Source organism: Leisingera daeponensis DSM 23529, from assembly GCF_000473145.1.
Lineage (GTDB): Bacteria > Pseudomonadota > Alphaproteobacteria > Rhodobacterales > Rhodobacteraceae > Leisingera > Leisingera daeponensis.
Map to the genome: position 1 here is coordinate 209,109 of NZ_KI421500.1, position 14,715 is coordinate 223,823.

Annotated in this window: 13 protein-coding genes; 6 read left to right on the top strand and 7 right to left on the bottom strand. The window is 65.0% G+C overall.

Annotation, left to right across the window (positions count from 1 at the left end):
* The first annotated feature begins 187 nt into the window (after positions 1-187).
* From DAEP_RS0101340 to DAEP_RS0101365, 6 genes are all read left to right on the top strand, one after another.
* Complete coding sequence (locus DAEP_RS0101340; protein ID WP_027243408.1) at positions 188-2,464, top strand: glycosyltransferase family 2 protein; 2,277 nt, start codon at positions 188-190, stop codon at positions 2,462-2,464.
* A gap of 110 nt (positions 2,465-2,574) precedes the next feature.
* On the top strand, positions 2,575-4,143 hold the full coding sequence (locus tag DAEP_RS0101345) for a class I SAM-dependent methyltransferase (protein WP_027243409.1): 1,569 nt from the start codon (positions 2,575-2,577) through the stop codon (positions 4,141-4,143).
* Positions 4,140-4,841 carry an FkbM family methyltransferase gene (locus DAEP_RS0101350; protein WP_027243410.1) on the top strand — a complete coding sequence of 234 codons (702 nt, stop codon included), beginning with the start codon at positions 4,140-4,142 and terminating at the stop codon, positions 4,839-4,841. The genes DAEP_RS0101345 and DAEP_RS0101350 overlap by 4 nt, the downstream gene beginning before the upstream one ends.
* Positions 4,831-6,204, top strand: a complete 1,374-nt coding sequence (locus tag DAEP_RS0101355; protein WP_027243411.1) for a hypothetical protein — start codon at positions 4,831-4,833, stop codon at positions 6,202-6,204. Before DAEP_RS0101350 ends, DAEP_RS0101355 begins: the two co-directional genes overlap by 11 nt.
* 78 nt (positions 6,205-6,282) lie before the next feature.
* Positions 6,283-7,185, top strand: coding sequence for a hypothetical protein (locus DAEP_RS0101360; RefSeq protein ID WP_008556343.1), 903 nt, complete (start codon positions 6,283-6,285; stop codon positions 7,183-7,185).
* Between the two features lie 146 nt (positions 7,186-7,331).
* Entirely contained in the window at positions 7,332-8,024 is a 693-nt protein-coding gene (locus DAEP_RS0101365) for a GntR family transcriptional regulator (RefSeq protein ID WP_008553461.1), read from the top strand.
* A 123-nt stretch (positions 8,025-8,147) separates the two neighbouring features.
* On the opposite strand, the gene DAEP_RS0101370 is transcribed toward DAEP_RS0101365, so the two are convergent.
* From DAEP_RS0101370 to DAEP_RS0101400, 7 genes are read right to left on the bottom strand one after another with little or no spacing between them, the layout of a single operon-like run.
* Entirely contained in the window at positions 8,148-9,080 is a 933-nt protein-coding gene (locus DAEP_RS0101370; protein ID WP_008557045.1) for an AEC family transporter, read from the bottom strand.
* 47 nt (positions 9,081-9,127) lie between these two features.
* On the bottom strand, positions 9,128-9,925 hold the full coding sequence (locus DAEP_RS0101375; protein ID WP_027243412.1) for an MBL fold metallo-hydrolase: 798 nt from the start codon (positions 9,923-9,925) through the stop codon (positions 9,128-9,130).
* The gene (locus DAEP_RS0101380) at positions 9,925-10,734 is read right to left on the bottom strand and encodes a TatD family hydrolase (protein WP_027243413.1); all 810 of its coding nucleotides are present in this window, start codon (positions 10,732-10,734) and stop codon (positions 9,925-9,927) included. Before DAEP_RS0101380 ends, DAEP_RS0101375 begins: the two co-directional genes overlap by 1 nt.
* A gap of 35 nt (positions 10,735-10,769) precedes the next feature.
* The gene (locus DAEP_RS0101385) at positions 10,770-11,888 is read right to left on the bottom strand and encodes a DNA polymerase III subunit delta' (protein ID WP_027243414.1); all 1,119 of its coding nucleotides are present in this window, start codon (positions 11,886-11,888) and stop codon (positions 10,770-10,772) included.
* Positions 11,885-12,532: a dTMP kinase gene (gene tmk / locus DAEP_RS0101390; RefSeq protein ID WP_008554353.1), complete on the bottom strand. Its 648-nt coding sequence runs from the start codon at positions 12,530-12,532 to the stop codon at positions 11,885-11,887. The genes DAEP_RS0101385 and tmk overlap by 4 nt, the downstream gene beginning before the upstream one ends.
* The gene (locus DAEP_RS0101395; RefSeq protein ID WP_008555617.1) at positions 12,529-13,698 is read right to left on the bottom strand and encodes a D-alanyl-D-alanine carboxypeptidase family protein; all 1,170 of its coding nucleotides are present in this window, start codon (positions 13,696-13,698) and stop codon (positions 12,529-12,531) included. The genes tmk and DAEP_RS0101395 overlap by 4 nt, the downstream gene beginning before the upstream one ends.
* 28 nt (positions 13,699-13,726) lie before the next feature.
* Positions 13,727-14,638 carry an SPOR domain-containing protein gene (locus tag DAEP_RS0101400; protein ID WP_027243415.1) on the bottom strand — a complete coding sequence of 304 codons (912 nt, stop codon included), beginning with the start codon at positions 14,636-14,638 and terminating at the stop codon, positions 13,727-13,729.
* Between the last annotated feature and the right edge of the window lie 77 nt (positions 14,639-14,715).

Sequence of the window (14,715 nt, forward strand, 5' to 3'; positions counted from 1 at the left end):
ATCCCCTCTTCGGCGCCCGGTGTGGCGCTTTGCCTGGTTGGTCTGTTGCTGGAATATCAGTGGCCGGCGGATTTGGCGGCGGGCTGCGGCGTTTCCTGGTTCCGGCACATTGGCGGGCCGGTTATAAGCGCAGATGCCCCGGGGCGCGGCTTGCGGGGCCAAAAACGCCCCAAAGTGAAGCAGCAGTATGTCCAGTCCAGAAAGCGGGAAGCGCGACAGCAGGATCCTTGAACGCGAGCTTTGCGCGCTGTCCTTGCGGCACGCTGATTTGCTGGATGCGGTCGCGATGCCTGGCAGCAACGGCCGCCTGGCCCGGCTTTTCTTCAAATCCGGCACCCGGCCCGAAGCACTCCGAACGGCCTCCCGGTCCGGCAAAACGATCCTGCACAACTTTGGCGGGGCGCCCGTTCTGGACGTGGAGGCCGAGGACGCCAGCGGCCCGATTGCGGTTTCCGTGGATGGCACGCGGTTTGAGATCGGCCTGCACCCGGATGAGACGGAGCTGTTTGCGGGCCTGAACGTGCTGGCCGCCGTGCGCAATGGCGAAACGGTGCGGACGGCGGTGGAATGGCTGCGGTTTCACGCGGCGCAGCATGGTCTGCAAGGCGCGGTCATCCTTGACCGGGCGCCGCCGCAGGAGAGCCGGCTGTTCATTCAGGCCCTGCGGGAGCAGGCAGCGGGCATCAAGGGGCTGCAGCGGGTTGTGGTGGTGCATTCCAAACTGCCTCTGGGCAAGGACGGCCTGCCGGAGGAGGCGCACCCCTTCAACGTGCCGGGCGCACCGGGCAAGGACCGGATGGAAATTCCGCCCGCAGATCCCTGGCGTGCGCCGCTGGGCGAATTCCTGATCTACGAGATCCTGCGCGCCCGCTTTCTGGCACGGGCGCGGGCGGTGGCCAATATCGATTTGTTTGATCTGCTGGCCCCCAGCGGCGGCCCCAGTGTCTTTGACCGCGCGGCGGAGGCCCCCAGCGGCTGTGTGCGGCTGGGCGGGGTGCAGGCCTACCCCTGGCGGGTGCGCAAGGACAGCGAGGCCTCGTTCGCGGACCATATCTGCACCCAGTTCGACGCCACCGGCTTGCGCCCGCGCTGGTGCCTGGCGCCCGCCAAGGCCAGGGAGAGCACCATCTGGCGCCTGATCCGGGTGGTGGGGGCGGAGCCTGCACCGGCGGATGATCTGCGGTTCTACCGCTGCATGGCCCTGCGCCATCCCACCGAAACGGTGTCCAGGATCGTGCCGAAAACCAGCTTGGTGGAAAACCCGGAACTGCTGGACCTTGCCACGGGGCATTTCGGCGCCAAACCCGTGCGCATCCCTGAAGAACAGGCGGTCAAACGCAGCGGCGGCAAACCCAGGACCGCGATCGTCACCACCATGAAAAATGAGGGCCCGTTCATCCTGGAATGGCTGGCCTATCACCGGGTGATCGGGGTGGATGATTTTCTGATCTACACCAACGACTGCACCGACGGCACCGACACCATGCTGCAGATGCTGCAGGAAAAAGGCCTTGTGCAGCACCGCGAAAACCCGTTCCGGGGATCCGGCCTGAAACCGCAGCACGCGGCCCTGCAGGCGGCGGAGGATGAAGCGGTTGTCAAGAACGCCGACTGGCTGGTCTGCATGGATGTGGATGAGTTCATCAACATCAAATGCGGCTCGGGGCGGCTGGCCGACCTGTTCGCGGCTGCGGGCGGTGCCAACATGATCTCGATGACCTGGCGGCTGTTCGGCAACAATGATGTGCGCGATTTCACCGGCGGCCTGATCCTGCGCGACTTCACCCGCTGCGCCTTTGAGGTGACCCGCAAGCCGCATCAGGCCTGGGGCTTCAAGACGCTGTTCCGCAACACTGGCATCTTCAAGAAACTGGGGGTCCACCGGCCCAAGGGGCTGAAGCCGCAGCTGTGGGAGGACATCCGCTGGGTCAACGGCTCCGGCCGGGACATGCCGCGCGAGATGTTCCGCAATGGCTGGCGCTCGTCGCTGAGCACCTATGGCTATGACCTGGTGCAGCTGAACCACTATGCGGTGCGCAGCGCCGAAAGCTTTCTGGTCAAGCGCGACCGCGGCCGGGTCAACCACGTCGACCGCGACCAGGGCCTGTCCTACTGGTTCCGGATGAACAACAACGCCGAGGAGGAACGCTCGATCCAGCGGATGATCCCGGCGCTGGAGGCGGAGATGGCGCGGCTTCTGGCGGATCCGGAAATCGCGGCGGCGCATGAATACGCCTGCCGCAAGCACCGCGAAAAGATCGAGGAGCTGAAGACGCGGGATGACATGCTGGAACTGTTTCGCGAACTGACCGGGGACAAGCTGCGCAAGCTGTCGCGGATGCACGCGCATTTCGGCGCCAACGTTTTCCTCAGCGGCCCCGGCGTGATCCCGGACGAGATTGCCGAGAAGGATCCGGACAGCGGCTTCTGGTTCACGGTGGCGCGCGGGGAAACCAAACACTAGGGCCTCCGCGCCCGGGCAATTTGACAGCATTTTGAGTCAAAGGCTAATTTGCGCCAACAAAATAACGTATTTGGGCAGTAGCAGTAACGAGGCTAACAAGGGGCAGTATTATGGCACTTCCGGTCATCGCGTCGCTATGGGTGGGCCCGGAGCTCAGCTGGCTTGAACAGCTCTGCCTGAAATCCTTTCTCGACAACGGCCACGAGGTGATCCTGTTCACCTATGATGCGGTCAAAGGCGTTCCAGACGGTGTGCAGATCGCGGACGCTAACGGCATCCTGCCTTCCGAGCGGATTATACGCCACGCCCGGACCGGCAGCCCGGCCTATCACGCCGATATCTTCCGGCTGCATATGCTGCGCCAGACCGATTATATCTGGGCCGATACCGATGCCTATTGCTGCCAGCCCTGGGATATCAGGGGCAAGCATTTCCACGGCTGGATCTCCGACGACAAGCCGATGGTCAACAACGGCGTGCTGCGGCTGCCCAAGACCTCCAGGACGCTGAAGGCGATGCTGCGGTTCACCAGCGACGAATATCCAATCCCGCCCTGGTACAGCGCGCAGAAACAAGCCGAGCTGCAGGCGCTCAAGGAGGCCGGGCAGGGGGTTCACGTCTCGCTGCTGCCCTGGGGCGTCTGGGGGCCGGATGCGCTGACCTGGTTCCTGCAGGAAACCGGCGAGATCGCGCACTCCCGTCCGGGGCATGTGATCTATCCGGTTCCGTTCAAGCGGGCAGGGGTGGTGCTGAACCCGAACCGCCCGAACCAGGCGCGGGACCACATCCGCAGCGACACCCTGTCGATCCACTTCTGGGGCCGCCGCTTCCGCAGTATCGCGGCCAAATACGGCGGCGTGCCGGCCGAGGGCTGTTATGTTCACGACCTGCTGGCCAAGCACCGGATCAATGCGGAGAAAACCCGCCACCTGCTGCAGCCCGCCCCCGAGCCGGAAGTGTCCGGGACCGATGCGATCGACCCCGCCGGCTTGGACTTTTCAATGTTCAGCGACCGCGATACCGCCAACATTTTATTGCAGCGCTCTGAACTTGCCCGCTCCGGCCAGACCCTCAGGGACTGGATGGCCGGCGACGAGGCGCTCCTGCTGGCGGAAGCCCGGGCGCAGCGGGACCGTATCCTGCAGGAGTCGATCCGGATTGCGCAGCGGGAATGCAGTTTCTTCTTTGCCGCCACCGATGCCATCGCGCCCAAGCGGGTTGCCGACATCGGCTGCGGCTATGCCTTTGCCAGCCTGTTGCTGCATCGCCGCTACGGCTGCGAGGTAGTGCTTATCGACATCGAGGACGGCAATGGCCGCCACTTCGGCTTTGAGGGCGAAGGGGCAGGCTATACCAGTCTGGAGACCGCCCGCGCGTTCCTTGAGAAGAACGGCGTTCCGGCGGAGAAGATTATCACCCTCAACCCGAAAACCGGGGACACCGCGGCGCTGGGCAGCTTTGACCTGGTGATCAGCCTGGCGTCTTGCGGGTTTCACTATCCGGTTGCCACTTACGAGGATCTGTTCCGCAATCAGATCAGCAAGGGCGGCGGTATCGTGCTGGACATCCGCAAGGGCTCCGGCGGCATCGGCGCGATGAAAAGTTTCGGCACTGTCGAGGTGCTGGAAAAACACGGAAAATACTCCACCGTTCTCACCCGGAAGGCACAGCAGAAATGACGGAAATGCTTGAAACGCACGGGGTGAAAATCCCGCTGGATCCGGGCGTCATCACCTCAAAGATCGAACGTGCAATCCGTAAGGGGCGCTATGAACTGGATGAGGTCTCCGGCACTCCAAAATTCCTGGAAAAGGACGACCGCGTGATCGAGCTGGGGGCCGGGATCGGATTCATTTCTTCGTTCCTGGGCGTCAATCTCGGAGTCGAAAACGTGCTCTGTGTCGAGGCAGATCCAACGCTCTGCACCTTTATCCAGAGCGTCCACGAACTGAACGGCCTGCAATCGGCGCAGGTCCGCAACTGCGTTGCTCTGAATGATGCGGCAACCGAAGCCCCGGTGTCTTTCTATGTCCGCGAACAATTCTGGTCTTCTTCGCTGGATGGGGAGGAGCCTTACCTGAAGGCAATCGAAGTTCCGGGCATCCGCCTGTCGAATTTGATCCGGGATTTCAAGGCCAACACGCTTATTGTGGACATCGAAGGCGGCGAGCGGGATCTGTTCGCGCCGGCGGATCTCAGCGGTATCGACAAGATATTCCTAGAGATCCATACGCGAAAAATTAAGAGAATTGGGATAAAGCAGTGTTTTGACGCGCTGTCGCAGAGCGGCTTTTGTTACGACCAGCAGGTCAGCCGCGGCGGATCGGTACTGTTCCGGCGCATTCCAAAATGGCAGTTGAAAAAGTATGCTGGATAACGGTTTCGACTACCAAACGGTTCTCGCCGCCCTGGATGCGGATGAGGTCGAAAGTGTTGCGGATGTGAATGGGGAGGCCCCCGGTTTGGCAGTCTTGCTGCACCAGCGATATGGCTGCTCCATCGACGTTGTCAGCCTCGACGGCAGCGGCGCCTTTGTTTCCCTTCCGCAGGCGAAGCTGGCGGAATACCTGTCCCGGCTCGAACAGGGCGGGGTTGACCGCGAGGCTGTCCGTGTGGTCGATCAGCCGAACAGGCTGAGGCAGTATGATGTCCTGATGTCGCTGCAGGGTTTCGGCGCCGTTCACGCACCTCGGAAGCTTAAATACGTGCTGGACCGGGCGCTGCACCCGCTCAGCCGCGCCGTCTTTGAAATCCGTAAGGGCTCCGGCAGCTATCCGTTTCTCAAATCCTACGGCGGCTGTAATACCCTGAAACTGCCGGAGGACGGCTGCAACGGGCTTGCGGTGCTCTCTGTCGAGCCGCAGGAGGACGCGGAGCCGTTTGAAGGCTGGGCGCAGACTGCGCAGGCGCTGGCCGGGAAGGAAGGTTTCTTTGACGCGCTGGAGGAGCATTCGTTCCTGTTCATGCCGCGCGGCAAGACGCTGGTGGTCACTTTCGACAACCTCGACATCGCGATGGCCAAGCGGGAGGACCGGCGGCCCTGGGGATATGGCTTTATCGAGTCGCAGGGCTGGTCGATGCTGGGGGTGATGGCCAATGGCTGGACCTGGTTCCGGCACCCCGAAGTCACCCGCAAGTTCGAGGCGCTGCGCGACAGCGGGTTTTTCACGCAGTTTTCGCGGGTGGTGTTCTACGGCGCCTCGATGGGCGGCTATGCGGCGGCGGCCTATGCTGCCGCGGCGCCGGGGTCGATAGTGTTTGCAATCAGCCCGCAATCCACCCTCGACAAGACCCTGGTGCCTTGGGAGATGCGCTACAAGAAGGTCTGGGACCGGGATTTCTCCGGCCCGTTCGGTGATGCCGCGCAAGCCAGCCGGGCGGCGGGCGAGGTGCATATCATGTTCGACCCCTATGTGGCGCCGGACGCGGCCCATGCCGCCCGCTTCACCGGGGCAAATGTCAGGCTGTGGCGCTGTCCGCTGCTGGGGCACCGGCTGGGCTCTTCGCTGCAGCAGATGGGCATCCTGCAGGAGATTGCCCGCGATGCCATCGCAGGCGGGCTGACGGCGCACCAGTTCCATCGCCTGCTGCGCAAACGGCACGGCTTTCCCCGCTTCCAGCGGGAGCTGGCAAACCTGGCGCTGGACCGCGGCCATCCCCGGCTTGCGCAGCGGGTCTGTGACTATATTTTGCGCCAGCGGGACGACCGGTTCTTCCGCCGGATGAAGGCGCGGCTCTAACCCGTGCAAACAGCGGTGCAGCAGGCCGGACCGGGCCGCTGCTGCAGAAAGGACCCCGGGCAACGGCCGGACAGGACAATGAACCAGGCAGACAGCACCATGCGGGACATTACCCTCGCCTTTCACATCGGGGCGCCCAACACCGACAACGGCCAGCTGACCTGGTCGCTGCGCAAGGATGCGCAGCCGCTGCTGGAACGCGGCGTGCTGATCCGCCGCCCGGGCACCTATCTGACCGCCGTCACCAAGCTGATACACAAGCAGGACAGAGAACCGGTGACGGATCAGGAGCGCGAGGCGCTGCTGGCCTCGATCATCAAGGACCAGGATGTGTCCCGCCTCATCCTGTCCAACTCGGCCTTTCTGGGGATGCCGGGCTGGATGCTCAGCGGCGGCCGGCTGTTCCGCAACGCGGGCAAGAACGCCGCCTCTTTGCGGCACGCCTTCCCCGGCAACCCGTGCGAGTTTTTCCTGGGCCTGCGCGACCCCGCCACACTGATCGGACCGGTGTTCCGGTCGCAGTCGGGCAGAACGTGGGAGCAGTTCGCCGGGCGCACGGATTTCCTGAACCTGCGCTGGTCCGATGTTGTGGCGGACATCCTGGAGCACAATCCCGGCTGCCGCCTGACCGTCTGGTGCAACGAGGAAACCCCGGTGATCTGGCCCGCCATCCTGGGCGACGTGACCGGTCTCGGCGGCAGTTTCCGCTTCAGCGGCGCGCTGGACATCACCCGCGGCATCATTTCCGAGCAGGGGTACGAGCGGCTGGAGGCCTATCTCGCCAGCCGCCCCGGCCTGTCCCAAGAGCAGCGGGAGCGGGTGCATGAGCTGTTCCTGACCTACTTCCATTCCGAGGAGGCGGTGGAGGAGGAGATCGACCTGCCGGGCTGGTCGCAGCCGCTGGTGGATGCGATGGGGGAGACCTACATGGCCGACACCGAACTGATCCGCCGGATGCCCGGGGTCACGTTCCTGTCCTGAGGTCCGGACATCCGCGCCGCCCTCCGGCGGCGGCTCAGGCTGTCCGGCTTGAAAGGCGCAGTAACTGTATGCAGCTTCGAACTCAATCTTGCGCGGGGCCGGCCGCTGCCGTACTCTGCACGGCGGACTGAACGAACGGCGGGAACATGGCCAAACGCGAAAGCAATGTGGAGCGGGTATATGAAGCCCTGCGCCGGATGGCGGCGGATTTTGCCTTCAAGCCGGATCAGCGTATCAACGAAAGCGCGCTGTCCGAGGTGCTGGGCGCCAGCCGCACACCGCTGCGCGAGGCGCTGAACCGGCTGGTGGCCGAGGGATTCCTGACCTTCCAGAACAACCGCGGTTTCTTTTGCCGCCCGCTGACCCCCAGCTATATCATGGACCTGTACGAGGCCCGGGTGGCAGTGGAATGCGAAGCCGTCCGGCTGGCCTGCACCCGGGCCTCGGATGAGGATATCGCGGCCCTGGCGGATCACCTGACGCGGATGGAGCCGGACTACGAAAGCGCCACCGATCCGGAGGCACTTCTGGCGATGGACGAAAGTTTCCACGCCCGCCTCGCACAGCTCTCCGGCAACAGCGAACTGCAGCGCATCCTCAACAACCTCAACGGCCGCACCCGCTATATCCGGCTCATTGACCTCAAGCGCATGCGCGACCGGGCCGGGGGCAAGGCGCCGGGGGACACCTCGGCGCACCGTCAGATCGCCGAAGGCATCGCCGCCCGCGATCCGCAGGCCGCAGCGGCGGCCATGCGCAGCCATATCGAAAAACGCCGGGAGGAAGCGACGGAGGCTGTCCGCATCGCCTTTTCCCAGCTGTACGTGCCGGACGAGTAGGGGGGCTGGGCCGGCCGTTTGCAGGCGCCGGAAATTCCTTAATAAAATCTGAAGGATAAGGTCAGGTTTTCTGTCCAAATGTTTCGCGCGCGAAACATTGCGGCAGAGGTGCTGACCTTTCTGTCAGCTCAGCATCAGCAGCCAGAACCATACTGTCAGGATGCTCGCCCCGGTGGCAATCAGCACGGATGAGGCCGCCACCCGCTTGGCCCGCCCGTACATATTGGCAAAGATATAGCCGTTGAACCCGGTCGCCATCGCGGCGTTCAGGACGCCGGAGCGGAACAGATCCTGCGGCAGCGCCAGCGCCGATCCCAAGGTCCAGACAATCGCCGGGTGGATCATCAGCGAGGTGAAGCAGACAAACAGGATCGCCCGCATGTCGCCTTCGGGCCGGTATTTCACCAGCACCCCGCCCAGGGCAAACAGCGCGCCGGGCAGGGCGGCGCGGATGATCAGCGACAGGGCCTCATCCACCACCAGCGGAATGGTCAGCCCCGACAAGTTGACCGCAAACCCCAGCGTGATCCCCAGGATCAGCACATTGCGGAACATCGCATTCAGCACCGAAACCACGGTCCTGATCCCGCCCGCGCCTCGGCTGCGCACAATCTCCATCGCGGTAATGCCGACGCCGTAGCAGAACGGCGAATGAAAGGCGATGATCGCGTAATTGCCGGTCAGGTTGTCCGGACCGAAGGCGCGCTCAGTGATCGGCAGGCCCAGCAGGACGGAGTTGGAGAACAGGCAGCAGAACCCGATGGCGATGCAGTCTTCCCAGTCCCGTTTGAACAGGATCCGGGCCCCAAAGACGCCAATCAGAAAGCAGGTGAAGGCGCCGGTGTAGAAGCTTGCCAGCAGACGGGGATCGAAACTGGCGGACAGATCCAGCTCCGCCATCGCTTTGAACAGCAGGCAGGGAATGGCAAAGCCCTGGGCGAATTTCATCACCCCTTCGATGTGGTCCTGGCTCAGAACGCCCCTGGCGGTGGCGGCATAGCCCGCGCCGACAACCAGAAACACCGGAAGGATGACATCAATCAGGCTTTGAAACACGCTGCTTCCTCAAATCCCTCAAAGAAAAAGGGCGCCGCCAGCGCCCCTCAGACTTCCATCCGGATCACCATCCCGTCATAGGCGGGGGTGATATGGTCCGGGGTCTCGGCCTCGACCGTGGCGTAATCCATGTCGATATGCATGTTGGTGATGATGCCGCGCTTGGGCGCCATCTTTTCGAACCACTCCAGCGCATCCTGATAGCTGAAATGGGTGGGATGCGGGGTGCGGCGCAGGCCGTCCAGGATCCAGATATCCAGCCCTTCCAGCTCCGGCAGGGCGCTGTCGGGGATGGCGGACACATCCGGCAGATAGGCCAGCCCGCCAATGCGGAACCCAAGCGCGTCGATAGAGCCGTGGCTGACCTCGAACGGGCGGAACGTGATGCCACCGCCAGGCCCGTGAATGGTGAACGGGCCGCCGATGGTCTTCAGGTCCAGGATCGGCGGATAGGGGGAGTTGTCGGGCTGTGCAAAGGCATAGCCGAAGCGGTTCAGAAGGTCGTTCTGGGTTGCCCCGTCGGCATAGACCGGGATCCGCTGGCGCATGTTGAAATAGACCATGCGCAGATCGTCGATCCCATGCAGGTGGTCGGCATGGGAATGGGTGTAAACCACCGCATCCAGGCGGCTGACCTCCGCATCCAGCAGCTGGCTGCGCATGTCCGGCGTGGTGTCGATCAGCACCGAGGTGGTTCCGTCCGGGCCGTCGCGCTCCACCAGCATCGAGCAGCGGCGGCGGCGGTTCTTCGGGTTCTGCGGATCGCAGTCGCCCCAGTGGCCGCCAATCCGCGGCACCCCGCCCGAGGAGCCCGAGCCGAGGATGGTAAAGCGCATCTCTGCCATCAGGCGGCAGCCTCATACTGGGCGGCTTTCCAGAACAGCCGGTCGAAGTTCGCCTGCGTCTGGGCGGCAAAATCGGTGTAATCCATGCCGAACACCTCCGCGCCCGCCCTGGCGGTAAAGGCGGTATAGGCAGGCTCGTTGCGCTTGCCGCGATAGGGCGGCGGCGCCAGATAGGGGGCGTCGGTTTCGACCAGGATGCGCTCCACCGGGGCAGCGGCAAAGATGTCGCGCAGCTCCTGGCTCTTGGGGAAGGCAGCGATGCCGGACATCGACAGGTAGAAGCCCAGGTCCAGCGCCGCCCTGGCCAGTTCTGCGGAGGAGGAGAAGCAGTGCATCACGCAGGAATAGGCACCGTTCTTCATTTCCTCGCCAAGGATGCGCGCCATGTCGTCATCCGCGGCGCGGGCGTGAATGATCAGCGGCAGGCCGGTTTCGCGGGCGGCAGCAATGTGAATACGCAGGCTCTCCTGCTGCACGGCGGCGCTGTCGGCGGTGTAGTGGTAGTCGAGGCCCGTCTCACCGATGCCGACGAATTTCGGGTGCTTGGCCAGTGCCGCAAGTTCGTCAACGGTCACCAGCGGCTCATCCGCGGCGCTCATCGGGTGGGTGCCTGCAGCATAGAACACCGGCGCGTGTGCTTCGGCAATCGCGCGCACGGAGGGTTCGTTTTTCATCTTGGTGCAGATCGTCACCATCCGGGTCACGCCTGCCTCTGCCGCGCTGGCGATCACCTCATCCAGGCGCCCTTCGAAGTCGGGGAAATCCAGGTGGCAATGGCTGTCGGTAATCTGGGGGGGCGTCTCGGTCATGTATCCTCTGGTGCCGCTTGCGCCGCGCCAAAAGCCTAGCGCGACGCGGTTTCCTGCATCTTGAAAACCGTATCTAGGACAAGCGCCGCGGGGTCAAGGTTCACCGCCTGGCCGTGGCGGGCGCGGGCGGTCACTTCCGCTGCGAGGTCGGCCCAGGCGCGCCCCTTGCGGGGATCGGGCGCCAGCCGCGCCAGCATTGCCGCTTCCTGCGGTGCCGCTTCAAGCGCTGGCGGCGCGCCGGTTGCGCCGGTGCGCGCCAGCCGGGCCAGCGCCATCTCTGTCAGCGACAACAGCAGCTCAAACCGCTCCGCCGCGCCGCGCTGCGCGGCGGCCTCGGCCAGCGCCATCGCGCGCTGCCGGTCCAGCCGCGGCATGGAATCGAGGATCTGGACCAGCTCTGCATAGATCTTGAGGCCGCCCAGATTGATCAGCCGCAAAGCCGCGCCGACCGACCCGCCCGCCAGGGCAGCGAGATTGTCCATGTTCTGCGGCAGTTCGACACCGGATTGCGCCAGTGCCGCTTCCATGTCCGGCGCAGATAACGGCCCCAGCCGCAGGGTGCGGCAACGGGAGCGGATCGTCGGCAACAGGCGCGAGGGCTGGTGCGAGATCAGCAGGATCGTGGTGCGCGCGGGCGGCTCCTCCAGCATCTTCAAGAGCGCATTGGCGGCACTAACATTCATGTCGTCGGCGGCGTCCACGATCACCACCCGGCGCCCGCCGTCGGTGGCAGAGAGGCCAAAGAACCGGTTCAGCTTGCGGACGTCGTCGACGACGATCTGGGTTCGCAGCTTGCCCTTGTCGTCGTAGGAGCGGGTGATCGGTGCCAGACCGGGTTCTGCCAGCGCCTGAATGCGGTGCGAGACCGGATGCTCGGGGTCAATGTCCAGCGTCTGCGGCGGGGGCGGGGCGCCGAACAGCCCCTCTTCCGCCGGGGGCGTGGCCAGCAGAAAGCGCGCGATCCGCCAGGCCAGTGTCGCTTTGCCCACCCCTTGCGGGCCGGTCAGCAGCCAGCCGTGGTGCAGCCGGCCGGAATTATAGGCGGTCAGGAAATCGCGCTCCGCCGCCTCCTGTCCGATAAGGCGCAGGGTTTCGCGCGGGTGCGGGGCGCCCTCGGCCTGATCGGCGCGCGGCAGCTCGTCGCCAGCGCTCATGCCCCGGTTCCTTCCAGCGCGTCTTCCGCCAGCCTGCGCACATCGGCGGCCACCTCTTCGACCGGGCGGGCGCCATCGACCACCCGGAAACGGTCCGCAAACTCCTGCGCCAGCGCCAGGAAACCGGCGCGCATTTTCTCTTGCAGTTCCACGCCGAAATCCTCGAACCGTTCTTCCTTGCCCTGCCGCCCCTTGGCGCGGGCCAGGCCCTCGGCCGGGTCCATGTCGATCAGCAGGGTCAGGTCCGGCTCGCGCCCGATCATCAGCCTGTGCATCTGGTCCACCGCCGCGCGCAGGTCGCCGCGCGACAGGCCCTGGTACATCCGAGTGCTGTCGGCAAAGCGGTCGCAGATCACCACCTTGCCCGCCGCCAGGGCGGGTTCGATGGTGCGCTCCAGATGGTCCCGCCGCGCCGCCATGAACAGCAGCAGCTCGGTCTCCGCCGACCAGCGGTCGGGGTCGCCCTCCAGCACCAGGCGGCGGATCTCCTCGGCGCCGGGGGAGCCGCCGGGCTCCCGCGTCAGCACCACATCGCGGCCCGCCGCGCGCAGGGCCTCGGCCAGCAGCCGGCATTGCGTCGATTTTCCGGAGCCGTCGATGCCTTCAAAGGTGATGAACAACCCGCGCGTGCCGCCCGCCGTCACAGCGCCCCCTCGGGACCGGTCAGGAATTGCTTGATCAGCACCTGCGCCGCGGTCTTGACCCGCACCACAAAGCCGCCCGCGGGCACGTCGCTTTCCGCCACCAGCGGCAGCCGCACCTCCGGCAGCTCCTCCGGCTGCAGCACCAGTTCCGCCAGGCGCTGGCCTTTCTTCACCGGCGCCTCGATCGGGCCGTTATAGACAACCTCGCCCTGGATGGTGTTGGCGGACAGCGACGGCAGCAGGATTTCCAGATCCTTGGCCGGCACCAGCCCTACCGATCGCTCGGCCCCCCGCCAAATCTCGGCTTCGGCGATGGCGATACCTTCCTTGGCGACGGTCTTTTTGGTAAATTGGCGAAACGACCAGTTAACAATGGCTTCCGCCTCCTCTGCGCGGCCGCGCTCGGTGTCGAGGCCGGAGACTACGAAGATCACCCGCCGGTCGCCCTGTGTGGCAGAGCCGACCAGGCCATAGCCCGCTTCCTCGGTATGGCCGGTCTTGAGCCCGTCAGCACCGATCCCCAGCCGCAGCAGCGGGTTGCGGTTGCGAATGTTGGAGGGCGCGCGGCCGTCGAATTCAAACGTGGTCTCGGCAAACAGCGGGTAGTATTCCGGGAAGTCCTCGATCAGCCGCTCGGCCAGGACCGCCAGGTCATGCACCGACATCCGGTGCCCGGCGGCGGGCCAGCCGTTGGAATTGGCAAAGGTCGAGGCGGTCATGCCCATGTCCTCGGCCCGCTTGGTCATGTAGCGGGCAAAGCCGGCTTCGGTGCCATCGGGGCTCAGCGCCTCGGCGATCACCACGCAGGCGTCATTGCCCGACAGCACGATGATGCCGCGCAGCAGATCCTCGACCCGGACCCGGTCGGTGGTGTCCAGGAACATTGTCGAGCCGCCATAGCTCATCGCGTGCTCGCTCACCGGCAGCCGTTCGTCCAGCGTCAGCCGCCCGTCGCGCAGGGCTTCAAACGCCACATAGAGCGTCATCAGCTTGGACATGGAGGCCGGCGGCAGCGGCACGTCGGAGTTCTTGGACAACAGCACCGTGTCGGTGCCCGCATCCACCACATAAGCCGCGCGCGCGCTGGTATCAAAGGCCGCGGCCGGCAGCGCCGGCAGGCTGAGCGCAAGGCCCGCCGCCAGCGCCAGCCGCAGCGGCGATTTCAGAGCGTGGCGCAAGAAATTGGTGTTTCGTTCAATTGGTGACAGCATAGGCATCCGCAAATCCGGTTTCCTTCACGCTTTTCAGCAGCTGGCTGCGTTCGGTTTTGTTCTGTGCCGGGCCGACCAGCACGCGCCAGAACGTCTTGCCGCTGGAGGACTGTTCCCGCACCACCGGCACCATGCCCGCGCTGCGCATCACGTTGGCGGTCCGCTCGGCGTTCGCCTCGACACTGAAAATGCCGATTTGGATAAAGGGTTTGTTCAGCGACGATTTCTGCGGCTTGGGGGCAGGGGCCGCAGCAGGCTCCGCCGCGGCAGGCGCGGCCTGCGCCGGAGCGGAGGCGTCAATTGCGGCAGCCGCGCCGGTGATCGGGTCCAGCTGGGTTTCAGTGATCGCGCTGCCCGCCAGCGCGACCTCATTCACATCCGCGGCTTCCGGCAGCGCGGCGCCATCGCCTGCCTGCTCTTCCAGCTGCGGTTCCGGCGTGATTTCCTCGCGCCGCAGGGCCGTCACGTTCAGCTCCACCGGCGCGCCGGCCAGCATCCCCAGGGCCGCCGCGGCATCCGAGGAAACCTGAAGCCGCGGTCCCGGGATTTCCCGCTCGCGGCGGAACAGCGCGCCGATCACGAACTGGCCGTTGGCGTTGTTGCGGATGATCACCCGCTCCGGATCCTGGGTGTCGGGATGCGCCACCCAGACACCGCCGATCGAGGGGCGGCCGTCCCACAGGCCCGCTTCGGTCACCTGAAACACCTCCGGCGCTTCCACGTCGCGCTCCACCAGCTTGGTGCTGCTGGAGGCCTGGACGGCGCCTTCGGCCTTGGATTTGGGTTGCAGAAAGCCCAGTTTCGGCCCGTCCTCGCAGCCTGCCAGCAGCAGCAGGCCCACGGCCGCCGCGGCGGCGCGCGGGGCCGTCATTGCTTTCGACATGGTGTCTTTCATGCTCTCTTCCTTGCCTGTGCCCGCGGCGCTTCTGCGCCCCCGCCGGAATGCCCGGTCTTCTTGGTTTGGCGGCATGA